A 23,289-nucleotide genomic window follows, 5' to 3' on the forward strand; every position below is an offset into this window, starting at 1 on the left:
TTGACTCGATCAGAAACAATCGCTTTTCATGATGGGCTAGGCACTCTTAATGTCATCGACATGACGACCTACAGCACCACAGCCCAGGAGCTGCCACGCCTCGTCCGGGGCCTGGCGGCGACTCATTTCGTGAGCCGAGCCGGGGGAGTCGTGCAGCCGTTCCTCGTCCTCTACCTGACGCAAGAGCACCAGCTCACGCCGACGACCGCGGGCGCTGTGGTGGCGGCGGTCGGCGTCGGAGGCATCGGATCCCAGATACTCGGTGGCTGGCTCGGCGACCGGATCGGCCGGCGCCACACCATGCTGGTGGGGCTCTTGGGCACGGCTCTCGCGCTCGTCGCACTCGGCTCGGCCGGCACGGTCCCGGCGATCTGGGCGGCGGCCGTGGGCGTCGGGCTGATGGCGGACCTGTTCCGGCCGGCCGGGGCGGCCGCGGTGGCCGACCTCCCGCCACAGCAGCGGATCCGGGCCTTCGGGTTGCTGTTCTGGACGGCCAACCTCGGCTTCTCCGTCGCGACGGTCACCGCCGGGATCCTGGCCCGGTACGGCTATGGGCTCCTGTTCTGGATCAACGCCGCGACCTCGATCTTCGCGGCGCTGATCGTCTGGCACCAGGTTCCCGAGACTCGTCCGCCGGCGCGGGAGGAGCCCAGGCGAGCGCTGCTGCCGGTGCTCCTGCGCGACCGGCTGATGATCACCATGACGCTGCTCTACGTCGCCTACTTCACGCTGTTCCTGCAGACGTTCGCGACGATGCCGCTCGTCATGACGGCGGACGGTCACGGCCCCGCCATGTACGGCGCGATGCTGGCGCTGAACGGGATCCTCATCGTCGTGGGCCAGCCACTTGCGGTACGGCTGCTCGCAGGTCGCGACCCCAGCGCGGTGCTGGCGGTTTCCATGCTCACGGTCGGTGCCGGTGTCGGTTCGAGCGCCATCGTGCACAGCGTCACCGGCCAGGCGGCGTCGGTCCTGGTCTGGACCCTCGGCCAGATCGGCATCGCCGTCATGTTCGGCGCCACCTTCGCCAATCTCGCACCGGCTGACCTGCGCGGCAGCTACATGGGCGTCGCCTCCGCCACCTTCAGCTTCGGCGCCGTGCTCGGCCCGCTGGCCGGCACCGTCCTGCTCAACCATGCCGGACGGGCGACCCTGGCGGCGGCGTGCGTGGTCGCCGGGATCGCTCTCTGCGCCGCCCAGCACGCGCTCGGCACAGCGCTCCGCTGCCGAACCGCGACGCGACGTCCCCCCCGCCGGCTGCGAATCGTCCCGCCCGAGCCACCTGGCCTACGCGAACGCATGAGCCAAGCAGACGGTCAGCCACAACAGCGAGCGCCGCGCCGCCGACCGCACGACCTGACCCGAACGAGGAGAGATCATGATGCGACTCATCCAGACCAACGGCGCGACCCTGGCCACCGGCAGCTTCGGTGCCCCCACGGCTACGTCAGCCTGAGGCCCCGGCACGATGAGGAGCCTGCCCGTCGCTGTTCACCAGCTGATTCCGGCGGTCACGGGCAGGTGGTCGCTGCCGGTGGCCGGCAGGACTCGCGAGCTCCTTGGCTCCACGCCCTCGACCAGGATCTGGTCGATCCGGGCCATCGGGAAGGACGCCGGCCAGGTGAAGCCGAAGCCGTCCCCGGCCGCGTCCTGGACCGAGCGCATCTTCGAGGTGATGCCGGCGAACGCGCGGTCGTCCACGGTGCCGTTCATGTCGGCGAGCAGGACGACCCGCTCGTTCCGCTCGGCGGCGATGGCCTCGGCGAGCGCCTGCGCGTTTCTGTCACGGTGGTTCGTCCCGAAGCCCGCCCTGGGATTCACGCGTACCGACCCCAGATGGGCCACATAGACCGCCAGCGGCCCGTGGTTCGTCGCCACGGTGGTGCGCAGCCCGCGGTTGTAGGACATCTTGACCTCTGCCGGTTTGGCGGCGCCCAGTGGCCCGGCGTCCATCTTGATGTCGACCGGCTGGGTGTCCGACATCGGCAGCTTGCTCCACAGCCCGACCGTGCCCTGCACAGCGTGGTGCGGGTACGTCTTCGCCAGCTCCTTCTCGTACGTGCCCGTGGCCTCCTGGGCCAGCTCCTGCAGCGCCAGTACGTCCGCCCCCGAGGCGGCCAGGCGGCGGGCGGTGCCGGCCGGATCGGGGTTGTCGGCACCGACGTTGTGGCTGAGCACGGTGAGGTCGCTGCCTGGGCCTGACTTGTCGTTGAGCATCCCGCCGAAGAGGGTCAGCCACACAGTGACCGGCAGCAGGAGCGCGGTCACCGCGGACGCGGAACGGCGCCACAGCGCTGCGGCCAGCAGCACCGGGACGAAGAGGCCGAACCACGGCAGGAACGTCTCGACCAGGCTGCCGAGATTCCCGATCCGGTTCGGGATGTACGCGTGCAGCATCATGAGCAGGCCGAGCAGCAATGCCAGCGCTGTCAGAACAGGGCCGCGCTTCCAGGTCTCCGGCTGGGAGGCGATATGGATGGCCTTGCGGAGACGCACGCGCCAGGTGCCGGAGTCCGTCTCCCGGGGGCCGGTGTCGTCCTGCCTGGTCTCCACCGTCTCTACCGTCTCCACCTGCGCCATTGCCTGCTCTCGCTCACTGCCGGTCACTGCTGCATCCTCGAGGTCACCTTCCGCACACGAACTTTCTAGCCACCCGGCGGTCACAGCACGGTGCCCAAAGCTGTGACCCGGCTGTGACCGGCTCTGCGGTCGGAGATCCGGTTGTCACCCGCTTTCCGGCAACGTAACGTTCTGTATATGTTTCGTGGCGGAAGGCTGCAGCATCGAGGGTGAGCGATACGGCCCCATGTGCGGTCAGGTGGCCGGCTACAACAAGTGGACGCCGATCAGAGTGGGCGACCTGTCCGGTTGGCTCCAGGACGTCTGCCTCTTCCTCCGGACCGAGTGACGCCCCGAGGCAGCGATGCCCCGGGGCGTCCGGTGGTCAGCGGACGCTGAGGACCTTGCTCATTGGTGGGTCGCCTTTCCGAGTTTCGTGTGGCTCCGCTTGCGGCGGTACGGGCTAACGGTCGTGCTTTCTCAGCCAGTCGACGTAGTCCGGGACGGCGCGTTCGACGTCGTACTCCGGCTCGAACCCGGTGTCCGCCTGGAGCCGGGTGATGTCGAGGTAGGTGTCCGGGGGCCGGTCGGGATTGCGTCCCTCCGGGAGCTTGAGGTTCGCGCCTGGAGCGGCGGCGTTGATCGCGGCGGCGACCTCGCCGTAGCGCACCAGCCGTCCGGACGAGACGTTGTAGGTGGTGTGGTTCAGCCGCTCCGCGAGCATCAGCCGCGCGATCGCCCGGCCGCAGTCCTTCACGTAGCAGAGGTCCGTGCCGTCCTCGGCGTACGCGGGCGCGGCGAGATCGGGGTCCTCGCCCCGGACCGCCGCGCTGACGAGGCGGGGGACCGGCGTGAACGGGTTGTCCGGCACACCGAGGGGCCCGTAGACGGTGCCGATCCGCAGGTTCACCGTCTCGAATCCGGCGCTGTCGCCGGTCAGCGCGGCGAACAACTCCGCGGTCTTCTTGAACACCGGGATCTGGTGCGCCGCCACCGCCGGCAACGGCATCTCCTCGCGCAACGGAACCTCGTCCACCCCCATGTACACGGCGATGCTGCTGGCGACGGAGAACCGCCGCACGCCCCACTCCGTCGCCGCCTTGAGCGCGTTGAGCAAGCCGCGGGTGTCGGCGCGCAGGTACTCGACCGGGTCGGGCAGGTCGTACCGCGCCGCCGCGAGGTGGACGATGCCGGTGATCTCGTACCGCGTCCCGAGGTCGAGGAAGGCCGCCTCGTCCATGGTGTCGAGCGGTTCGACGACGACCCGGCCGGCGGGCTCGCCGGTGAGGTACTCGGGCGGCCGGGTCGACCGGTGCGCGGTGAGCACGACGGATTCGCCCAGGTCGAGCAGTGCCCGTGCGGTGTGCGACCCGATGGAACCCAGGCCGCCGGTGATGAGGATCATCCGAGCACTCCGTCCACGTGCACGATCAGGGCAGACATTTCGCTCCAAGGATTCGGTGTCAGATGCATTGCGGAAAATCGAAGAGCCGGTCGGGGTCGTAGGTCTTCTTGACCGCCGCCAGCCGGGATCGGTTGCCCGCGTGATAGGCGCCGGCCCAGTCGTCCAGCCGCGGATCAGGGAAGTTCGGATAGATGCGCCCGGACCCGTCGGCGTGGGCGATCTCCCAGGATTGGTCGATCCACGCGTTGGGCGTCTCGGCGGTGTGTTCCAGCATGAAGAGCGCGTTTCGATGGGCGAAGGCGGTCGCGGTTTCCGGTACGCGGTTGTAGGCGCCGCCCATCGCCGTGAACGCCAGTTGCCCGCGTCCCCTGCGCTCGCCGAAGAACGCGGAGAGCAACGCGTCGGTCGTCGACGGACGCATCGGCCGTGCGAACAGCTCCGATCGGCTGCGAAGAACCGGAGCGCCGGGCTCCTCGCGCAGGTCGAGGTCGTCGAACGAGGTTTTGAGGCGGTGATGGGGCAGCCCACCGCGCACGTCGGCCTCGGGATCCGCCCCGGCCGCGCCGCGGAACTCCTCCAGCAGGTCACGGGTGGCGGCCTCGTCCAGCAGCGAGGCCCCGAACAGGACGGCCGTGAACGGCTCGGCGGTCACGGTGAGGTTGGTGGTGATCTCATCGGGCGCGTCCGGCGCCCACCGCTGCCAGGCCTCGACCGTGCGCGCGGCCTCGTCCGGGGACAGGTGCCAGCGCAGTTCGAAGCGGGTCGTCACCGGCTCGGGGACGGTGTCGAAGACCAGCGAGGTGACCACGCCGAACCGGCCGCCGCCCGCGCCGCGCAAGGCCCAGAACAGTTCCGGCTCCCGGTCTGCGTCGCAGTCGACGGCGCGTCCGTCCGCGAGCACGACCCGGGCGCCGGCGAGGCGATCGCAGGTGAACCCGTATCTGCGTCCGAGCAGGCCGATCCCGCCGCCGAGCGTGAGGCCCGCGATGCCCACGGTCGCGCCGCAGCCGGCCGGAACGGTACGTCCGTGCAGGTGCAGTGCGGTGTACACGTGCGCCAGCCGGGCTCCGGCGCCGATCGTCGCGCGCCCGTCGCCCGTCACGGCGATGCCGTCGAGCCTGGCCAGGTCGAGGACGATCCCGTCGGTGGACGACCGTCCCGCGAAGCAGTGGCCGCCACCGCGCGGGACGATGGGAACGCCGGCCTCCCGGGCGTAGCGGATCCCGCTGGCCACGTCCGCGGCCGAGGCGCACCGGATCACCGCGCGGGGACGCACCTCGCGGAACGCGGGGTTGGCGGGACGCCTCACGTCCTCATAGCCGGGGGATCCGGGGGCGAACAGCTCGCCGTCGAGTTTCGCCCGCAACCCGTCCAGATCGGTCACGGGTGTGAGGCTAGGAGGGGCGCGATCTCGCGGGCTTGAACGAAACGAGCATCCTTCTAGGCCCGCAGGAGCGGCATGGCGCGGGTGGCCAGGAAGGGTTCGTAGGACGCCGAGTGATCGTGGCCGCAGCCGCATCGATCGACATCGCCCTTGAGAAGTTCGCTGGGGGTGACCCCTGTGAGGCGTACGCACTCGCGGCTGAGGTGCGCGTGGTCGGCGTACCCGACGTCCACCGCGAGCCCGGCCAGCCCGTCCGCGCCGATCCGTCCGCTGGGCGTCGCGCCCGCCTGGGCGAGAGCCAGGAATCCTTGGAATCGCAGCGTCCGTTGCAAGACCTTCGGGCCGACACCCACCAGATGCAGGCAGCGGCGGCGCAACTGGCTGGTGGAGATCGCGAGGTGCCCGGCGAGCGCATTGATCTCGATCGGGTGCCACGGCATCAACCGCCGCGCCGCCTCTCCCACCAGCGGATCGAGATGGCCCGCGCAGCGGAAGGTCTGGAGGAGATGAGCCTGGACAGCGGCCATTGCCTTCTCCGGATCGGGCGCAGTAGCCACGTCCTCGGCCAGTCGCTCGGCCGTGACGCCCCACAGGTCGCCGAGGCCCACCCGCTCGTCCAAGAGATCGTCCAGGGCGATGGGGAGCGGTGGCGCCGTCCCAGGGTGGAAACGGACCCCAACGAGCGTCGTGTTGGGCGGGATGACTTCAACCTTGGGGCCGGTGAGTGGCCCGAGCAATCGCGGCGGTCGGCCGATCGGAAAGTGGAGCTCCACGCCTCCCGTCGGCAGATGCCGCTGCACGTACGGCGCCTCGCCCGTCCGTTGAATCCAGACCGTCCGCACCACACCGCGCAACTCGACGATGGGCGAATGCTCAACATAGGACTCCGCCGTCACATCGGCAGATTATCCCCGCGACAGCGGGCGTCAGCTGGGATCACCGGCGTCGGCTGGCGCGCACGACGACATCGTCGAGAGGGACCGCTCGGCCGCCGTCGCCGGTGAGCGTGCGACGGCGCTCCTCGGCGGTGACGATCTCCCACTCCGCGCCGTCCATGCGCGCGGTGATCGCCGCGGACGTGGCGGACGCTTCGGCAGGAGGATGGTGCCCGTGGCCAGTAGAGCCGGGGGTGTGCAGGTGCCCCACGATGAGCAGCGTGCCGCCGGGAGCCACCCATTCAGAGATGCGGTCGTAGAAGTCCAGCTGGGGCATCGCCGGGTGGGCGTAGTGGGTCGTGACCAGGTCGAACCGGGTGTCGGGGCTCCAGCTGCTCAGATCCGCCTCAACCCACTGCAAACGCTCGGAAACCCCGCTCATCGCCGCGTCCTCACGACCCTCGCTTGCCGCCGCGTCTTCCAGCGCCGCGCTGGTCGCCGCGCGCTCGGCGGCGCGGGCGAGTGCCTCGGACGAGATGTCGGCCGCGGTGACGTGCCAGCCGCGGGACGCGAGCCAGATCGCCTCGGCACCGGCGCCGCACCCCGCGTCCAGTGCCGTGCCGGGCGTCAGGCCGCTGGTCTCGCTCGCCAGGTACGGGTTCGGCGGGTGGCCGCCCAGGGATCCGGGGTCTCCGGCTCGCCCCTCTCGCCAGTGCCGCTCCCAGAAGTCCTTGTCGAATCCTTGCGTCACAGGTTGTTCTCCTCGTTCGCGATTGCTCGTTCTTCATGCTGCTGAGAGGGCGGCGGATGCGCAAACGTTGTTGCCGAACGGCAAAATGGAGCGGTGGACGAAGCCATTGATCGCACCCTGGACGCCGTCGGATCGAGGTTGAAGCGCCTCCGGACGCAACGCGACGTCACGCTCGCCGACCTCGCGGAGGAGACCGGCATCTCCGCCAGCACCCTGTCCCGGCTCGAAGCGGGCCTGCGACGGCCCACGCTCGAACAGCTGCTTCCGCTCGCTCGCGCGTACGGGGTCACCCTCGACGAGCTCGTCGACGCGCCGCCGACCGGCGATCCGCGCATCAATCTGCGTCCCATCCCCGGCGGCGACGGCTCGGTGGTCCTGCCGCTGACCCGTAGGCCCGGCGGGATCCAGGCCTACAAGTTCGTCCTCCCGGCTCGAAGCGACACCGCCGAACCCGACCTGCGCACCCACGAGGGCTACGACTGGGTCTATGTCCTGAACGGAACGCTCCGGCTCGTCCTCGGGGAACACGACCTCGTCCTCAAGCCGGGGGAGGCCGCGGAGTTCGACACGCGCACGCCGCACTGGTTCGGGGGGACCAGCGCCGGCCCCGTCGAGTTCCTGAGTCTCATCGGAAGGCAGGGCGAACGCGCGCACGTCCGCGCGGCACCAGGACAGGGCACGCGCCCTCCCGAGGCATAGTTCGTTGTACGAATTACCGGGGTATCCTGCCCGCGTGAGTAAGAGTGATGGCCGAATCGGGGTCGTGGCCGCGCTGGTGCGGTCGTCGTTTCTGGTGAACGCCGTGTACGCCGAGTCGGGGCGCGAGTACGGGGTCACCCCGCAGCAGGGCCAGCTGCTGTGCGTGCTGATGGTGCGTCCGCATGGCATGAGCGAGCTGGGAACGATGCTGAAGCTGGCCAAGTCGAGCCTGACCGGCCTGGTGGACCGCACCGAGCGCAACGGCCTGGTGCGGCGGGAGCCAGACCCGCAGGACACGCGTGCGGTGCGGGTCGCACTCACCGCTCAGGGCGAACGCGTGGCGGAGGAGTTCTACACCGAGACCTGCAGGCGCGTCGAGGCGTTGCCGTCGAACCTGAGCCCGTCCGAACGCGAAGCGCTCGCCGCCCTGCTGGGCCGCGTCGTGCTGGACAACGAGGTTCCGGCGGTCTTCCAGGAGCCGGCCGAAGGAGCACGCTGAGACGCGACACCGCGTTCCCGTTTGCAGTTCGTAGTACGAACTAATATAGTTCGTGACACGAACTCGCCCACTTTGCATACGGGGGCGTTAAAATCATGAATCGTACAGTCGCGGTCATCGGTGGTGGCTGCGGAGGCAACTCGACGCCCTGGGCATCGACGTGCGCCTCGGCACCGGTCTGACGGCCCCACCGCTGAATGAAAGGCAGAACATTGTCTACACAAGAAGTCGTCTTCGGTTTCGGCGCGCACAGCACCATCGATGACGGGCCAGAGCTACTACGCATGGTGCAACAGGCCGACCGTGACGGCCTTGACCACTTCTCGCTCTCAGACCATCCCTATATCGGCGAACGCCTGGATGCCTACGCCACCGTCGGCTTCCTCCTGGGACGCACGCAGCACATCGCGGGCTTCGCCAACGTCACCAACTTGCCGACCAGGCCCGCCCCCATGCTGGCGCGAACGGTGACGACGCTGTCGGCGCTCTCCGGCGGCCGCATCGTTCTCGGCATGGGCGCGGGCGGGCTGTGGGATCGGATCTCCGACATGGGAGTGCCGCGACTTTCGCCCGCCGATGCCGTGGACGCGTTCGAAGAGGCGATCGTCCTGGTCAAGCGGCTGTCCGGCGGCGGACCGCCGGTCACGTACCAGGGCCGCCACTACCAGGTGAACGAGATCGAGCCTTCACCAGTGCAAGCGGCCCCAGTCTGGACGGGATCGGTCGGCCCGAAATCCCTGGCGGCCACAGGCCGGGTAGCCGACGGCTGGATCCCGGGCCACGCGGCGGACTGGCTCAGCGAGCGCTACCGGACGTCGCGGCCGCTCATCGACGAGGCAGCCGCGACCGCGGGCCGCGACCCGCGCGAGATCCGCACGATCTTCAACTTCCCCGGCCGCATCACCGACCGGCCGCTGCCCGCCACGCGCAACGATGACGGACGCTGGATCGGCGGTTCCGTGGACCAATGGGTCGAAGAGTTGACCAACGCCGTACTCGAGCACGGCGCGTCCGGCTTCACGCTCTTCTCGCCCAGCGGCGGAACGCAGGACACCACCTCCCTCGCCCGCTGGGGCAGCGAGATCGTCCCCGCCGTCCGCGAAGCGGTCACGAAAGCCCTCTAGCGCATGCTTATCCACCCGGATAAACTTATCCGCATGGATAACAAGCTGTACGAGAGAGTCCGTGCCCTCTTCGGCGCAGTCCTGGCCATCTCGATCGCCACCCTCGGCGTTGCCGCCCTCATCGGCGGCAACGCCGCCGTGTGGGTCCGAGGCGCCATCGCCACCGTGCTCGCCGCCCTGCTCATCGTGCTGGCCAGGCGCGCCTTCCACGGCAACCGCCGCGCCTACCTGCGCATGCGGTTGATGTCCACCGTCGCACCGGCGGCCATAGTGGTCATCGTCGCGCTGCCGCACGACGGCTTCCCGGTCTGGATGAAGGGGGAGCAGGCCGCCGTCGGCCTCCTGCTGGCCCTGGCCGCGATCATGGTGAGCCGCAAGCCCGTCCGCCGCGCCTACCAGTGACCACCCGCCAGGCGGCGACCGCCGCCCGCAAGGAACAGATCACCCGCGCCGCCATCACCTTGCTGGCCGAGCGCGGCTACCAGGCCACCACCTTCGAAGCGATCTGCAAGGAGGCCGGCCTCAGCAGCAAGCGGCTGATCACCTACCACTTCTCCAGCAGGGGCGAACTCCTCGCGGCCGTCGCCGACCAGATCGTCGCCGACGCCGAGACCTTCATGCGGCCCGCCCTCGACACCGCGACCGGCCCCCGCGACCTGCTCGCCACCGTCATCCGCGCGAACATCGCGTTCATCGCCCGCAATCCGCCACAGGTACGGGCACTCCAGCAGATCCTTCTCAACGGCCTAGGCGGCTGGGAGCGGCACCACGTCGAAGCACTGCGCAGGCTGGCCACCCTGTTCGCCGACGGCCAGCGCACCGGAGCCTTCCGCCCCTTCAACCCACGGGTGATGGCCTCCGCACTACGCGCCTCGATCGACAACGTGCCCGCCCTCCTCGCCACCGGCCTCGACCCCGACGAATGCGCGAACGAACTGATCGAACTCTTCGACCGCGGCACCCGCCCCCAGCCCGGATAACGTGGAGACGTCGACCCGCTGCTCACGGCCTGAGCGACGCCGCCTGATCGTGGTCGGCGGGTGGTTGTCCATGCTCGCCGCGACGTGCGACATCGACCCTGGCCGCCGTCCGGCCGCCACCGCCCGCCTGCGGACCGCCGCACAGGGGCATGCCGAGATCCTCGCTTGGACGCTGGAGACGGAGGCGCGGGCAGCAGGAACATGAGCACGGCCGTGGCGAGGTCAGGTGCCGAAGATCGCGGTGGGGTCGCCGGTGTACCAGGCGTTGTCGATGCGCATGCGGCGGATGACCCAGCGGTCTCCGTCGCGGACGAGATCGACGTCGTACGGGTTCTTCAGCAGGGCGAAGGTGCCGTGGTCGGCGGTGAGCAGATGCTGGGCCTCCACCAGGGCGGTGAGGTGCGCGGTGTCGCCGGTCACGACGATGCGCGGGTTGGTCACCTGGTGCGTGGTGTCCACCCGGCCGCTGAACAGGTCGAGGATGGGCGTGACGATCGCGTCCCGTCCGGACATCAGCGGCGGCCGGCCGCCCCACTTGGCGGCGGCGGGACGGAAGTCGAGCTCGGCGTCGGCGGCGAAGGCCGAGGCGAACAGCTCCCTGTCCTTGAGGTCCTGGCCCAGGCCGAATCGATAGAGGGCGTCGAGGATCTCCGTACGGTCCTGAAGCTCCCGGACAACCGCGTCCGTGTCGTACATGGCTACTCCTGTGCAGGTCAGAGGGATCTCTACTCTCGGCCGGGGCGAGGTGTCGATCAATGCGGGCCTGTGCAAGGATCGTGAAGCCTGCGTTAACGATGGGAGCGTCCATGCTGGAACGACATGAGCTGGAAGCGTTCCTCACGCTTGCGGAGGAGCTGCATTTCGGCCGCACTGCCGAACGCCTGCACGTGTCCACCGCCCGGATCAGCCAGACCATCGCGAAGCTGGAGCGCCGGATCGGGCTCCCGCTGTTCGACCGCACCAGCCGCCGGGTGGAGCTGACCGCGGTGGGACGCCAGCTGTACGAGGACGTGCGGCCCGCCTGGGACCAGATCACTACTGCGGTCGAGCGGGCGATCGACACTGGGCGCGGCCTGGCGGGCACCCTCCGCGTCGCCTTCGTTGGCGCGGCCGGCGGGCAACTGCTCGTCGGAGCCACCGAGCTGTTCCGCGAGGCCCATCCTGAGTGCGACGTTCAGCTCCGCGAAGCGCAGATGGCCGACCTCATGCCCTGGCTGCGTGACGGCGAGATCGACATCGCCCTGGGAACGTTCCCCATCGATGAGCCCGGCATCGCCACCGGGCCGGTCCTGGTGTCCGAGGCGCGGATGCTCGCGGTCCCCGTCCAGCATCCCTTCGCCCGCCGCGAATCCGTCTCCATGGAAGACCTGGCCAGGGTGAAGGTGCTCCAACTGCCGGACACGCTGCCCGTCTCCCTGCGCGAAGACCGCACCCCGCGCACCACCCCCGCCGGCCGCCCGATCGAGCCCGGCCCCTCAGCCTCGACGTTCAACGAGATGCTGACCCTGATCGGCGCTGGCCACGGCGTGCTTCCGGTCGGCGCGCAGGCGAGGCGCTACTACGCCCGTCCAGACGTCGCCTACGTCCACATCCGCGACGCCCCGCCACTGCAATGGGGCCTGCTCTGGCGCGCCGACAGCGCCACCGCCCGCGTCCGCGCCTTCGTCCAAGCCGCCCACGCCCTCCTCGCCGACGCGAAAAGGGAGGACGCTGGGGAGTCAGGCTCCCCAGCACTCACTGCGTGGGCCTAGCGGAGCCAGAGCGTGTACGGCGGGTAGATCGCGGGACCCGCGTACGTGCACTTGTACTCGTTGAACCCCTCACGAACATACTGCTGACCAGCGTCGATGCACTTGCTCTTGGTGGTGTAGCCGCCGTAGGACTTCCACGGGGCCGCCTGCGCGGGGACGCCCAAGCCGACGACCGCCGTTACGGCGATTCCGACGCTGGCGACTGCGGTGCGGACGCGCATCTGGTCTCCTTGCGATGGGGGAACTCGGACTTGCGTCAAGGACCGTTCCGTATCGACGGCAAGCTCGCGCGACCCGCCGGGAAGCGTCCCGACAGGCTGCTCACCAGGATCGATCCATCAAAACGATCTTGACGCGACGAAGATCAGGATGCCCCGGCGCCCCGGCTCGTGCAAGGGCCCCCGGACACTATTCCGGTCCGGTGGCAGGGCTCGCGCCGGCGGTTCAGCATGGTGCGGACCTCATCGGTCATCGGAACGCTGTGGCGGTGGGTCGGGTGCCGACGGCCATTCCCACAGGCCCTCGCAGCTCCGGCCCAGGTCGAGCAGGCGCGGGTCGCAACCGGGCGGTGCGCACAGTTCCAGGCCGATCGGCAGCCCGTCGTCGCTCAATCCGGCGGGCAGCGCCAGCGCCGGCCAGCCGATGATGCTCGCGAGGTCGGTGTTGCGTATGCAGGTGGCGAACAGAGGCACCTGGCGTCCGTTCAGGCGGACGGTGTCGTCGTGCCCCACCGGTTGCGCGGGCAACGGGCAGGTGGGGTAGACGAGAGCGGCCAGGTCGTGGTCGCGGACGTAGCCGGCCACGACCGCTTCGAAGGCGGGCACGACCGAACGGCACGCTTCCTGGTATGCCGACGCCGGAGTTCGCACGACGTCGTCGAGCAGGGCGCGCACGTCAGCCCCGGCGATCTGCTGGACCAGCTCGTCGAACGTCGGGGCGGGAGGCGTCTGAGCGAGGTAGTACGGCAATTCCCAGTGCGCCTCGTACAGGGCCATCGCCATCCCGGCCTTCGACGCTTGCTCGACTGTCTGTGGCGGCAGGTCCGCCTCGACCAATACCGCACCGGCACGGCGCAGATCCTCGAGCCGCCGCTCGGTCACGGCCGCGGTCGAGGCGTCCAGATCCTGCCAGAACGGCGCGCGGGGGACTCCCAGCCGGACGCCGGCCGGACCGCCGTCCCGGCCTTCGCCGGTGCGTCCGCGCGCGGCCGGTGGGGCTATGACCGAGTCCAGCAGGGCGACGTCTCCGACCGAACGTGCGATGGGGCCGACCGTGTCGCGGGTGCGGGACACCAGCAGCACACCGTGCCGTCCGTAACGGCCTCGGCTCGGGCGAAGCCCCACGGCCGCGCAATGGGCCGCGGGGATGCGGACGGAGCCGCCCGTGTCGGTCCCGAGACCGGCCGGGGCCAAGCGGCCCGCGACCGCGGCGGCGGTGCCGCCGCTGCTGCCACCGGCGGTCCGGCCGGGATCCCAGGGATTGAGCACCGGTCCGTACGCCTGATTGTTGCTCGTGACGCCGAAGGCGAGTTCATGCATGTTCGCCTTGCCCAGCAGGAGAGCCCCGGCCGTCTGGAGGCGCGTCCAGACCTCGGCGTCCCGCTTGACCGTATGGTCGCGGAGAGCGGGCGTTCCGCCGGTGGTCGCCTGCCCCGCGACGTCGATGTTGTCCTTGACCACCAGAGGTATGCCGTGCAGCGGGCCCGGCGTGGAGGCCTGGTCCCCGTGGGCGCGCAGCGCTCTGTCGGCCCGCCGCGCCCGGTCGAGCACCGCGTCCGGATCCAGCGAGGTGAAGGAGTTCAAAGCTTCGTGGCGCCGGCATCGACTCAGCAGTTCTTGCGTATATTCAACTGCGGAGATCGTTCGATCGCTGATCCGCGCGGCGGCCTCGGCGATGGTCCAATAAACCGGATCGGCGTTTTCCATCACATTTTCTTGTCCCGGGTGTTCGTCTTCAAACTCCGGTACTCGTGAGGCCCACGTTCAACGAATCGAGCCGACCGCCCTTATTGACACCTGGGGCGCAAGTGAAAGGCAATTCCTCTAGCGTCGTGTTACGCTGGTTTTCGGGCCGAAATTGCTGATGGGGCCGCAGTTTGCGGAGGCGCGATATGTCGTCGATCCTGTCCGAAGTCATGGAAGACGCGAGCGTGCGTCGCCGTTTCGAGGACACCGCGTGGGTCGACGAGTATCTCCAGGCCGGTTCGGCGCACGGTGAACCGATATATCTCAGTGTCGGCGAGACGTGGTCACAGGCACCGGACGGCCTGACGCGGCTGCTCGGTGCGGAGATGCCCGATCACGTCCACGGCTATGTCATCTCCCAGTACGGCCTCCCCGCACTGCTGCGCGTCCTGCGGTCCTACATTCCACGGACGGCCGGGTTGCCCGGCGACGTCGGCGCGAGCGGGGACTTCGACGTCGCGGTCGCCTGCTCCGGGACGCGCAACAGCATGTACGACTTCGGGAGGTTAATCCGGGACCGCGCCCGGGGCCGCCCCGTCGTGATCATGTATGCGCCCGGCTGGGACTACCACGGCGTCTTCCACGGCCTGGGCTTCCGGTTCACGTATCTGCCGCTGCGTCCCGACGAGGCGTTCCAGCCCCGCCCGGCCGACCTCGAAGAGGAGTTGCGAGATCTCGACGTTCCCGGGGACGCCATCGTCGTCGTCAACGCCCAGCACAACCCGACGGGAATGAACTGGGACGAGGACAACGTCCGCCGGATACTGGGCGCCGCGGCCGGCGCGGGTGCCAACATCCTGATCGACGACGCCTATTTCGGGGTGACCGACCCGGGTACCCCGGCCACCTCGGCCCTGCGGCTGCTGCTGGAGGACCGTCCGCGCCCGTCCGGCCGCTGGCTCGCCGTCCGGTCGCTCGGCAAACAGTTCAACTGCAACGGCTGGGGTGTCGGCTCGATCGCGGCAGGCCCGGACACCATCGACGAACTCGTCAATAGATATCTGGCGAATCGCTCCTTCACCTGCGCGGTGCCATTGCAGTACGCCATGGCCCAGTGGCTGGAGAGTGAGGCGTCGCGAACCTATCTGGATTGGTTCCGGAGACTCTGCGCCGAGAACAGAGCACTGGTCAACGATTTCCTCGTCCGCGAACTGAAATACCCGGCCGAATCGTTCCAGGCGGGGAGTTGCACCAGCTATCTGGTGTTCCCCATCCCACCGGCATACCAGGAACATGCCGACGGAGTGCATCGATACCGGCGCGACTGCTTCAACGAAACGGGCGTTCTCCTCGGGGCGGGCACCATGACGCCAGAGAGTTCCACTGACCAGAACCGGCCCGATCCGTTCCCATACGCGCGCATGTTCCTCGCGCCGTCGAGCGACACGGTCATCACCGCGCTGCGCCGTATGGCCGAGGCCCGTTTCTCGTGGGATCGCCCATGCTGAAACGGTCACGCGCAGGCGGCCAAAGCGACGATCTGACGTACGAGAGCTATCTGGGCCTGGACCGGCTTCTCACCGCGCAGCACCCGCTCGCCGATCCGCCGCATCCCGACGAACTGCTGTTCATCGTCCAGCATCAGACGGCCGAGTTGTGGGCCAAGCTGATGCTGCACGAGTTCTCCCGCGTCGTGCGGCTGCTTCGCGAGGACGATCTGCCCGGTACTTTTCGCGTGCTCGACCGCATCTTCTGCGTCCAGGCACAGATGATCAGCCAGTGGACCGTGATAGGCACCCTCACCCCGGACGCCTTCACCGAGTTCCGTCCCGTTCTGGGCGGGGCGAGCGGATTCCAGTCGGCCCAGCTACGGGCACTGGAATTCCGGCTCGGCAACAAGCATCCGGAGTATCTGGCGGAGTACGACTGGTCGGCGCAGCGCGAACTCCTCGAATGCGCGTTGAACGAGCCGACGCTCTACGACGAATTTCTCCTTTTCCTTGCGCGGCAGGGGCATCCCCTCCCGGACCACTGTTCCGATCGCCGGTACTGCGGCGGCCAGGAGCCGGACGAGGCCGTCGTGGCAGCCCTGCGCCGCATCTATGAGAATCGCGCGAGGTACATGGCCGAGTACGAGATGGCCGAGCGGTTGGTCGAGCTCGAGGAAAGGCATCAGCTCTGGCGGTTCCGGCACATGCGGACCGTGCGCCGCATCATCGGTGACCGGCCCGGCACCGGTGGCACTCGGGGAGTCCGCTACCTGGCCGAGATGGTGAACGATCCGCTGTTCACCGAGATCTTCGCGGCGCGTGACGTGATCGACCCCTGATTCGCGAACAACCGGCGAGGGAGCGCAATGACGAATGTTCCGAACGAGCGCCGCCGGCGCGGCCTGGAGACGATGCGCCAGGTCAACGAAAGCGGCGGCGAGCGAATGCTCGACGAACTCGCAGAGATAGCACCCGACCTCGGCCAGTTCTTGCTGGAGTTCGTGTTCGGCGACATCTACAGCCGATCGCAGCTTTCGCTTCGTGAACGGCAACTCATCCGCCTCACGGCATTGGCCACCCTTGGCGTCGACTACGAGCCCATGAAGGCCAACGTCGATTCCGCGCTGAACGTCGGGGTCGAGCAGGCCGACATCATCGAGGTGTTCGTGCAGTGCCTGCCCTACATCGGATTCCCGCGGGTGCTGGCGGCCGTGCAGCAGACCAGGAAAGTGCTCGACGAACGGCCGCCGCAGAAATGACCGCAGGCCGCCGGCACGGCGTACCGCACAGAGAGGAGACGTTGTTGACCGACACCGTAGTCATCGCGGAACGCTGCTGGGACGGCCAGGCCGAAGGGCTGCTCGGACACCACGAGGTGCTGGTGCATGACGGCCGCGTTCAGGAGATCGGCGCGCGGGTACGCCGCCCGTCCGGTGCGGACGTCGTGGACCTCGGTGACGCGGTACTGCTGCCAGGCCTCATCGACTGCCACGTGCACCTGGCGAAGGCGGAATCGGCCGCGCGGGAAGCACTGGCGGCGGTCCCGGTCCTGCGAACGTTGCTCGACCAGGGCTTCACGACCGTCCGCGATCTGGGCGGCCGGAGCCCGGGGCACAGCATGATCGCGGTGCGGGAGGCGGTGGCCGCCGGGGCCGTCCCGGGTCCGCGGCTGTTCGTCGCGCCCCGCATGATCTCCGCCCGCGCCGGGCACGGCGACGACACGTCCTACGGCTCCAGCGACGAGACGGGTGCGCTCGCGGACGGCATCGACGAGATCGTACGGGTGGTACGGGAACAGGCGCGCGACGGCGCCGACTGGATCAAGTTCGCCGCCACCGGCGGAATGCTCGCCAGACAGGACGAGCCCCATCACCGCGGCTACAGCGAACGGGAGATGAAGGCGCTCGTCGGCGCGGCACGCGACCTCGGTTTGCCCACCGCGGTGCACGCCTTCGGCGATGAAGGCGTGCGGCGCGCCCTGCGCGCGGGGGTGACGACGATCGAGCACGCCCACCTGTGCTCCGATGAGACCCTCGCTCTGATCGCCGAGAGCGGCCTGCCGGTCGTCCCCACTCACTACGTGGCACGCCTGCATCTGGATCTGCTGGACGATGACGCCTTCTGGGCGGACAAGCCACCCGGATCCCGCGACCAGGTCGCGCGCAACGTCGGTGACATCCGCGCAGGGCTGGCCCGGCTCGCCCGCGGAGATCTCACTCTCGCCTTCGGCACGGACGCCGGCATGTTCGACCACGCTGACGGCTGGCGGGAGTTCCCCGCGATGGTGAGCTCCGGTGTCGGCCCGCTGCGGGCGCTGCGCGCGGCGACCTCGGTGGCCGCCGATCTCCTCGACCGGCCCGACCTCGGCCGCCTCAGAGAGGGAGCCACCGCGGACCTGATCGCCGTTCCGAACGATCCGTTCACCGACATCGAAGTGCTGGGCGAGGTCTGTTTCGTCATGACCGAGGGGCGGATACACCGCCACCCGAAGTAGCAGGACGCTCATGGCGCCAAGCGTTTCCTGGGTCCGCCCAGGCGGACGCGGCATGCGCTGGGGGTCAGGTTGGCGGGGTAATGGTGATGACTACGTTGCCTAGCTTCTGGCCGGTTTCGACGTAGCGGTAGGCGTCGACGATCTGCTCCAGCGGGTATCGGCGGTCGATGACCGGCTTGAACGCTCCTGCTTCGATCACGTCGCGCAGGTCTCGTACCATCTGCTGGCCTTGCACGGGGAAGGGGAACTTCACCCTTCTGCCGCGGAACAAGGGCGTGACGAGGGGGAGAAGTAGGTTCTGCGCCCAGGGGCCCAGGTCTGAAGACAGATATAGGCCGCCGGGCTTCAATAGCCGCTTGCAGCGACCGAACGTGCTCTTGCCGACGGCGTCGAAAACCGCGTCGTAGCTCTGCTCGTCCTTGGTGAAGTCCTCGGTTGTGTAGTCGACGACACGGTCCGCCCCTAGGCCCTTCACCAGCTCTATGTGGGCGGTGGCGCATACCGCTGTGACGGTGACCCCGCGATGCTTGAGCAACTGCACCGCCGCGGAGCCGATGGCGCCGGTCGCGCCGTACACCAGGACGTCCTGGCCGGGCTGCACGTCTGACGTTCTGAGGAATGCCAGCGCGTAATGCGACCCTTCGGTTCCGGGAGCGATCTCCTCGAAGGTCATGTTCGCCGGCATGGTCGCGATGACGCCGTTCTGCGGGACGGAGAGATATTCGGCATGGGCACCGAACGCGCCCTCGTTGTAGCCGAACACCTGGTCGCCGACCGCGAAGGACGTGACGCCGGCGCCGACCGCCTCCACCACGCCCGCGTACTCGGTCCCGAGGACGCGGCGCCGCGGGCGGGTGAGGCCGGTGATCGCGCGAATGAAGAAGGGCTTGGCCGCCCGGTAGCCGCAATCCGTCCGGTTGACCGTTGTCGCGTGCACCTTCACCAGGACGTCGTGGTCCCCGATCGAGGGTTGGTCCACCTCGACGACTCCGACCACGCCCGGTGGCCCGTACCGATGATGCACCGCTGCCCTCATGAGCGAACCTTAGCGGCCGTACGGCCCGTTTTGTCTGGCCGAGCCGTACGGCCCCGCGCTATTGAGGCAGCATGTTGTTGAGCACTTGCGCGGCGAAGGCGTTGACGGTGTCCGCCAGTGTGACTTCCTGCTCCAGGACGTGGTGGAGGCTGGTGATCAGCGCGAAGTCGACGATGCGCTTGGGGACTTCGCGTCCTGGAACATTCAGCTTGGCCTCCCATGTACTCCCCGAGGCCAGCGGCAGGATGCCGTTCTCACCGGTGAGGAGGGTGTCCGGGGTCGCCGCGAGCGTCGCGAAGAGGTTGTAGATCTGCTCCTCGGGCCACCGGGTCGGCTCGGCGAAGAACGCGCAGACGAAGTCGTCGATGTCGTCGCGGCTGATTTTTCTGTCCTCCGGCTGCTCGAGCTCGGCCAGGATCGAGCGTGCGGCCGCGACCGTGAGGCCGTGGTAGACGATGCTGTCCGCGCCGCGGTACACGTAGATGTGGTTGTCGACATCCGGGAACGGCTTCTTCAGCAGGTACTGCTGATTGAGGAAGCTGAACGGCCCTTCCGCGGCAGTCTGGAAGCCCGTGCACAGTGGCGCGATCAGTGCGAACTTGATGCACCAGCCGGCCTTCCAAGACCCTTTGCGCAGCGCGGCATTGTCCGGCTCCGCGAGCATCCTCTGGCTGTACATGAGGAGGTACTTGGTGACGATGCGAGTGAGCGTCCAGTAGTAACCGGCCTGGTGGCTGACGAATCGATAGGTCACGTTCGGCTTGATCAGCTCCAGGAGCGATTTTCGGGCCGTCTCCTCGTACCAGTCGGGCAGCTTCTTACCTTCCTTGAGCTTCCCTTCCTTGATTTTCGCGATGAGGAGGGCGAGATTCTCGTGGTCGTAGGTCTCGCGGACCATGTTCGGTCCCGCGTCGCCGATCTCGATAGTGCCTTGGGGTGGCTGTTCTTCGGACATGACGGTCCCCTTTCGTCGTTCGGTTCTTTCCGGTCAGCCCAGCGTCCGGCCGTAGCCCTGCCTGCGGAGGTTCTCCCAGTACCGCAGGCGCCCGACCTCCATGTGGCCCTCGGTCGTGAGCGTGACCTGGTCGGCGTTGAGCAGCTTGAAGTAGGGCCAGCACTCGCGGCCGTTCGGCTTGTCACCGTCCGCCAGCGCACCACCCGGCACCTCGTACTGGGCGTAGTGGCCCGTCAGGTAGAAGTCGCCGGTCCCGTAGTCGAAGACCAGCCGGCCGTTGGTGTCGAACCGCACGTTGAACTCGGTCATCCCCTGGGGCACGAGCTTCTTGTTCTCCACCAGCGTTCGATCCACTTTCTTGCGGTTGCGAACGTCGGCGGCCGCCTCGATGCCGTACCCGTTGGCGAACTCGTCCTGGTTGGCGGCCAGGTACTTCGCGGCTCGGTCGGAGGCGATCCCGGCTCCGCGGTGTGGGCTGATCCAGTCGTTGACGTCCATGTGCCAGCTCCGCATCACCCCGTAGTTCTTGGTTCCGACGGAGCGCTCACGGGCGCCGATGGTCCGCGTCTCGACGACCATGGCGGCGGCATAGACCTGCTCGGCGCCCTGCTGCGGGGGCGGTTGCCGGTCGCGCTCGTCGGCGCCGTAGACGATGCCGACCACGTCGTCGGTGCTCAGGATGAACGCGACCAGGGCGCTGACCTCTGCCGGAACGCTCTTGTGATTGATGTCGACGGGAATGGGGCGCGTCGCCCAGTCGTCCTGCCAGCCGCGGACGCCGTTGGTCGAGGCCAGCAGCAGATCGGTAGCGGTGCCGGGATTGACCTTCGCGCCGAGGAGCGAATGTTCCGACTGCACCTTCTCGTACGGGGCGCGCTCGTGCTGAATCCTGTGCACGGTGTCGGCCAGGTCGGTGGCCGCCTGGTCGAGCAGACCGGCGGTGTTCACGGCCAGCACGCCCTGCTGGGCCTGCCAATGATTGGTGAAGGCGGTCCATGCGACCAATGCCGGGTCGCCCCTTTCGATGGTCGCGATCTGCTTCAGCCGATTCGACGTCGGCTGCACGACCGTCTTCACGTACCTCGTCAGCAGGTCGGCTGTGGGGGCCTGCACGCCCAGCCAGCGCGTCCAGGTGATGGGCAATGGGGATCTGAGGTTGGGCACCATGGTTCTCCCTCGTCACGTACGCACCCCGCGACCCGGGAGAACGGAGTTTCGCCCAGGCAAAACGCAGCACACCACACCTGTGGAGGGTCCTGAAGTACCATTTAGCAGTCATTTTAGAAAGGGTGCTGTTTCTCTATGGAAAGTGGAAACAGGGCACGGGACATGCAGGCGCACACGGAATGGCTTGTATAAATCTTCCGACTGTCGTCCGGCATATTCCCTTACCTGCGAGGTAGCCTTCGCCGGGGTCATTCTTGATGTTCCAGGGTCCATTGTGGGAAGCGAGCGGGGGAAGGGCCCTGGCATCGGATGGTGCAGATGTTGGCCGGACGGGGCGCCGCATCCGGCCGCGGATCGCCATTCGGTCCGGTATCGGACAATCGGCGGTGGCGGGGGTCTCGGAGCGGCCGTAACAGAAGTGGCTGGCGCCACTCATCGTCCGGGTGTTCCCGGAGTGGTCGTTTCTCGGCTGTGTGATGTTCATCTTCCGAACGGCAACCGTGGTCAGACGATGCTCGTCACCTTCATGTGAGAATTCATCGCATTCTTGTTGCCGCCGTTGTCGCGGCGGGCTCGGGCCTCGTAGCGGTTCCCGAAGGACGTGGTCAACACCCTGTCGGGCGACGGCAAGGGCGGCATCTGGGCGGCCTCGTACCAGCAGTCCATCACCGCCACACCCGAGGGGCAGGATCCGTACGCCTACAGGACCCTGTCCATTGACGCGTTGCGCCACACGGGCGCAAAACTGACCCGGCGCAACCTCACTCCCGTTTCGACCGGATTCCAATGGAGCGACATCGTCGCCGTTCCCAAGACGGACCACCGAAGGTGTCACCGCCGCCGCGTTTCCCGCGGACGTGCTCGACCGCGACGCGCTCAGCCAGGCGCTCAAGGACGCCGCCACGCGTTTCGGCGGCATCGACGTCCTGCACAAGGAACTGGCCGGCACCGGTGTCCAGGCCGCCCACGTCGGCATCAACGTGTCGATCGGGGTCTGCGTCATCCCCGGCCTGCCGACGGCCCAGCCCGAGGAGATCTCACCCGTCTACTGGGACCTCCACACCACCCATCGCGACGAGGCCGAACGCGTCCTCAACCTCTGACACCACCTGACCTCTGCAGGTGCCACCGGAATACGGCGGACACGGGCCGCGCCGACAGAATCCATGCTTGGTCGAGTTCGGTCCCTGGCGCGTCTTCATGGGCGGTACGAGTGCGGGTGGCCTCCTATCAAGATGGGGGCCTACTCTTCGTCCGAGTCTTCGAGAAGCTCGCGCACTTCGATGACTTCGGTCGGGACCTCCTCCGCGGGCCAGCTCGCGGTGAGGGCCGCGATCATCGGACGGTGCTCTTCGAACGTCTCGTCCCGTGCGAGGATCAGGGCGGCGGCCGCCTGGATCTCCAGTTCGGGGCAGCGGGTCGCGTTCAAGAGGACGTCGATGGAGTTGTCGCTCCGGAACTCCCCCAGCAGATACAAGGCCTGGCTGCGCTCGCTCGTCGGGACGGCTTCGTCGCACACGATGTCCCCAAGGGCCTGGACGAGCCGGGGGTGGGAGTGGTCGACGGACCAGAGGACGTCTCTCACGGTGTCGAGGACCTGGTCGCGAAGCGAGCCGGCGCTCACGAGCGAGTCGGCGAGCACGGACAGGTCGTCCTTCGCGGCGATCCTCAGTGCCGACAGGGCGGTGAGGTGGGCGGCGCGGGGACCGTACTCGCGGCTGATCCGGTCGGCGTCCGCCTCTTCACCCAGGTGCCACACCATGGTGAGCGACCAGGACAGCGCCCGATGCCGGTTCTCGTCATCGAGCCTGGACGACCGGTCCAGGAGGTCGCGGGCGACGAAGAGCACCTCGTTGTTCAGCGGCCAGTATGGGTTGTCCACTCCCCACCTGGTGTCGGCCTGCGCCTGCTGATAATCGCTCAGCGCATCGCACACGACACCGAGGTCACCGCTGTGCAGCCGCTGACTGAACTCCCCGAGAAAGGGCGCTTCATCGCCGTCCGGCATAGGGCCTCCTCCATGATCGGCTCGCCAGACTGGCAGACCCGTCCGCCCCACGTCCTCCCGTTTTCAAGGCCCCCTTCGCCGTCTCCGCCCCGGCCCCCGCCGATCAGTTAGACGTCTACCGGCGCCTCTCATCCGAGGCTTGCGCGTTCTCCGGCCGATCCGGTTACGTGGCGGTTCTCCGTTTACCAACAGCCGCGAGGAAGCACAC

General features: G+C 68.2%; 25 protein-coding genes and 1 pseudogene. 13 read left to right on the forward strand and 13 right to left on the reverse strand.

Going from position 1 to position 23,289, the window contains the following annotated elements; translation table 11 throughout:
- Nucleotides 1–60: 60 nt before the first annotated feature.
- Nucleotides 61–1,134 (forward strand): annotated as a pseudogene (locus tag ACGFNU_RS38015) (MFS transporter); the annotation flags it as partial.
- 357 nt (nucleotides 1,135–1,491) lie between these two features.
- Here the strand turns inward: ACGFNU_RS38015 and ACGFNU_RS38020 are convergent.
- From ACGFNU_RS38020 to ACGFNU_RS38040, 5 genes are all read right to left on the reverse strand, one after another.
- Nucleotides 1,492–2,607 carry an endonuclease/exonuclease/phosphatase family protein gene (locus tag ACGFNU_RS38020; protein WP_392601423.1) on the reverse strand — a complete coding sequence of 372 codons (1,116 nt, stop codon included), beginning with the start codon at nucleotides 2,605–2,607 and terminating at the stop codon, nucleotides 1,492–1,494.
- A 415-nt stretch (nucleotides 2,608–3,022) separates the two neighbouring features.
- Nucleotides 3,023–3,964, reverse strand: coding sequence for an NAD-dependent epimerase/dehydratase family protein (locus ACGFNU_RS38025; protein ID WP_392601424.1), 942 nt, complete (start codon nucleotides 3,962–3,964; stop codon nucleotides 3,023–3,025).
- 58 nt (nucleotides 3,965–4,022) lie between these two features.
- Nucleotides 4,023–5,348 (reverse strand): FAD-binding oxidoreductase, encoded by a 1,326-nt coding sequence (locus ACGFNU_RS38030; RefSeq protein ID WP_392601425.1) that lies wholly within the window; start codon nucleotides 5,346–5,348, stop codon nucleotides 4,023–4,025.
- 56 nt (nucleotides 5,349–5,404) lie between these two features.
- The gene (locus ACGFNU_RS38035) at nucleotides 5,405–6,244 is read right to left on the reverse strand and encodes a helix-turn-helix domain-containing protein (protein ID WP_392601426.1); all 840 of its coding nucleotides are present in this window, start codon (nucleotides 6,242–6,244) and stop codon (nucleotides 5,405–5,407) included.
- Nucleotides 6,245–6,284: 40 nt separating this feature from the next.
- Entirely contained in the window at nucleotides 6,285–6,974 is a 690-nt protein-coding gene (locus tag ACGFNU_RS38040; protein ID WP_392601427.1) for a class I SAM-dependent methyltransferase, read from the reverse strand.
- Nucleotides 6,975–7,067: 93 nt separating this feature from the next.
- Between ACGFNU_RS38040 and ACGFNU_RS38045 the strand changes: the two genes are divergently transcribed.
- The 6 genes from ACGFNU_RS38045 to ACGFNU_RS38070 all read left to right on the forward strand — a co-directional run bounded on the left by ACGFNU_RS38045 (nucleotide 7,068) and on the right by ACGFNU_RS38070 (nucleotide 10,481).
- Nucleotides 7,068–7,673, forward strand: coding sequence for a helix-turn-helix domain-containing protein (locus tag ACGFNU_RS38045; RefSeq protein ID WP_392601428.1), 606 nt, complete (start codon nucleotides 7,068–7,070; stop codon nucleotides 7,671–7,673).
- A gap of 34 nt (nucleotides 7,674–7,707) precedes the next feature.
- Nucleotides 7,708–8,172, forward strand: a complete 465-nt coding sequence (locus ACGFNU_RS38050; RefSeq protein WP_392601429.1) for a MarR family winged helix-turn-helix transcriptional regulator — start codon at nucleotides 7,708–7,710, stop codon at nucleotides 8,170–8,172.
- A gap of 212 nt (nucleotides 8,173–8,384) precedes the next feature.
- Nucleotides 8,385–9,296 (forward strand): LLM class flavin-dependent oxidoreductase, encoded by a 912-nt coding sequence (locus ACGFNU_RS38055; RefSeq protein WP_392601430.1) that lies wholly within the window; start codon nucleotides 8,385–8,387, stop codon nucleotides 9,294–9,296.
- A gap of 33 nt (nucleotides 9,297–9,329) precedes the next feature.
- A complete protein-coding gene (locus tag ACGFNU_RS38060) occupies nucleotides 9,330–9,698 on the forward strand; it encodes a hypothetical protein (protein WP_392601431.1) in 369 nt (122 codons plus the stop codon).
- Nucleotides 9,695–10,276 (forward strand): TetR/AcrR family transcriptional regulator, encoded by a 582-nt coding sequence (locus ACGFNU_RS38065; RefSeq protein ID WP_392601432.1) that lies wholly within the window; start codon nucleotides 9,695–9,697, stop codon nucleotides 10,274–10,276. The genes ACGFNU_RS38060 and ACGFNU_RS38065 overlap by 4 nt, the downstream gene beginning before the upstream one ends.
- Before the next feature lie 70 nt (nucleotides 10,277–10,346).
- Nucleotides 10,347–10,481 carry a hypothetical protein gene (locus ACGFNU_RS38070; RefSeq protein ID WP_392601433.1) on the forward strand — a complete coding sequence of 45 codons (135 nt, stop codon included), beginning with the start codon at nucleotides 10,347–10,349 and terminating at the stop codon, nucleotides 10,479–10,481.
- 17 nt (nucleotides 10,482–10,498) lie between these two features.
- On the opposite strand, the gene ACGFNU_RS38075 is transcribed toward ACGFNU_RS38070, so the two are convergent.
- Nucleotides 10,499–10,972, reverse strand: coding sequence for a nuclear transport factor 2 family protein (locus tag ACGFNU_RS38075; RefSeq protein WP_392601434.1), 474 nt, complete (start codon nucleotides 10,970–10,972; stop codon nucleotides 10,499–10,501).
- A 110-nt stretch (nucleotides 10,973–11,082) separates the two neighbouring features.
- On the opposite strand from ACGFNU_RS38075, the gene ACGFNU_RS38080 reads away from it, so the two are divergent.
- On the forward strand, nucleotides 11,083–12,027 hold the full coding sequence (locus tag ACGFNU_RS38080) for a LysR family transcriptional regulator (protein ID WP_392601435.1): 945 nt from the start codon (nucleotides 11,083–11,085) through the stop codon (nucleotides 12,025–12,027).
- Here ACGFNU_RS38080 and ACGFNU_RS38085 read toward each other — a convergent pair.
- Both ACGFNU_RS38085 and ACGFNU_RS38090 read right to left on the reverse strand, forming a co-directional pair.
- A complete protein-coding gene (locus ACGFNU_RS38085; protein WP_392601436.1) occupies nucleotides 12,024–12,248 on the reverse strand; it encodes a hypothetical protein in 225 nt (74 codons plus the stop codon). The genes ACGFNU_RS38080 and ACGFNU_RS38085 overlap by 4 nt on opposite strands.
- Nucleotides 12,249–12,488: 240 nt before the next feature.
- Complete coding sequence (locus tag ACGFNU_RS38090; protein ID WP_392601437.1) at nucleotides 12,489–13,952, reverse strand: amidase family protein; 1,464 nt, start codon at nucleotides 13,950–13,952, stop codon at nucleotides 12,489–12,491.
- Nucleotides 13,953–14,137: 185 nt separating this feature from the next.
- On the opposite strand from ACGFNU_RS38090, the gene ACGFNU_RS38095 reads away from it, so the two are divergent.
- From ACGFNU_RS38095 to ACGFNU_RS38110, 4 genes are read left to right on the forward strand one after another with little or no spacing between them, the layout of a single operon-like run.
- Nucleotides 14,138–15,439 (forward strand): aminotransferase class I/II-fold pyridoxal phosphate-dependent enzyme, encoded by a 1,302-nt coding sequence (locus tag ACGFNU_RS38095; RefSeq protein WP_392601438.1) that lies wholly within the window; start codon nucleotides 14,138–14,140, stop codon nucleotides 15,437–15,439.
- On the forward strand, nucleotides 15,433–16,260 hold the full coding sequence (locus ACGFNU_RS38100; RefSeq protein ID WP_392601439.1) for a tryptophan 2,3-dioxygenase: 828 nt from the start codon (nucleotides 15,433–15,435) through the stop codon (nucleotides 16,258–16,260). Before ACGFNU_RS38095 ends, ACGFNU_RS38100 begins: the two co-directional genes overlap by 7 nt.
- A 27-nt stretch (nucleotides 16,261–16,287) precedes the next feature.
- Nucleotides 16,288–16,680 carry a carboxymuconolactone decarboxylase family protein gene (locus ACGFNU_RS38105; RefSeq protein WP_392601440.1) on the forward strand — a complete coding sequence of 131 codons (393 nt, stop codon included), beginning with the start codon at nucleotides 16,288–16,290 and terminating at the stop codon, nucleotides 16,678–16,680.
- Nucleotides 16,681–16,724: 44 nt separating this feature from the next.
- Entirely contained in the window at nucleotides 16,725–17,915 is a 1,191-nt protein-coding gene (locus ACGFNU_RS38110; RefSeq protein WP_392601441.1) for an amidohydrolase family protein, read from the forward strand.
- Nucleotides 17,916–17,979: 64 nt separating this feature from the next.
- Here ACGFNU_RS38110 and ACGFNU_RS38115 read toward each other — a convergent pair whose 3' ends face one another.
- From ACGFNU_RS38115 to ACGFNU_RS38130, 4 genes are all read right to left on the reverse strand, one after another.
- The gene (locus ACGFNU_RS38115) at nucleotides 17,980–18,951 is read right to left on the reverse strand and encodes an NAD(P)-dependent alcohol dehydrogenase (RefSeq protein WP_392601442.1); all 972 of its coding nucleotides are present in this window, start codon (nucleotides 18,949–18,951) and stop codon (nucleotides 17,980–17,982) included.
- Between the two features lie 58 nt (nucleotides 18,952–19,009).
- A complete protein-coding gene (locus tag ACGFNU_RS38120) occupies nucleotides 19,010–19,906 on the reverse strand; it encodes a hypothetical protein (protein ID WP_392601443.1) in 897 nt (298 codons plus the stop codon).
- Nucleotides 19,907–19,939: 33 nt separating this feature from the next.
- Entirely contained in the window at nucleotides 19,940–21,073 is a 1,134-nt protein-coding gene (locus ACGFNU_RS38125) for a hypothetical protein (RefSeq protein ID WP_392601444.1), read from the reverse strand.
- Nucleotides 21,074–21,577: 504 nt separating this feature from the next.
- A complete protein-coding gene (locus ACGFNU_RS38130) occupies nucleotides 21,578–21,748 on the reverse strand; it encodes a hypothetical protein (protein WP_392601445.1) in 171 nt (56 codons plus the stop codon).
- Nucleotides 21,749–21,930: 182 nt separating this feature from the next.
- Between ACGFNU_RS38130 and ACGFNU_RS38135 the strand changes: the two genes are divergently transcribed.
- Nucleotides 21,931–22,176 carry a hypothetical protein gene (locus ACGFNU_RS38135; protein WP_392601446.1) on the forward strand — a complete coding sequence of 82 codons (246 nt, stop codon included), beginning with the start codon at nucleotides 21,931–21,933 and terminating at the stop codon, nucleotides 22,174–22,176.
- A 140-nt stretch (nucleotides 22,177–22,316) separates the two neighbouring features.
- On the opposite strand, the gene ACGFNU_RS38140 is transcribed toward ACGFNU_RS38135, so the two are convergent.
- Nucleotides 22,317–23,081 carry a hypothetical protein gene (locus tag ACGFNU_RS38140; protein ID WP_392601447.1) on the reverse strand — a complete coding sequence of 255 codons (765 nt, stop codon included), beginning with the start codon at nucleotides 23,079–23,081 and terminating at the stop codon, nucleotides 22,317–22,319.
- Between the last annotated feature and the right edge of the window lie 208 nt (nucleotides 23,082–23,289).

This window comes from Spirillospora sp. NPDC048911 (assembly GCF_043198015.1).
Lineage (GTDB): Bacteria > Actinomycetota > Actinomycetes > Streptosporangiales > Streptosporangiaceae > Spirillospora.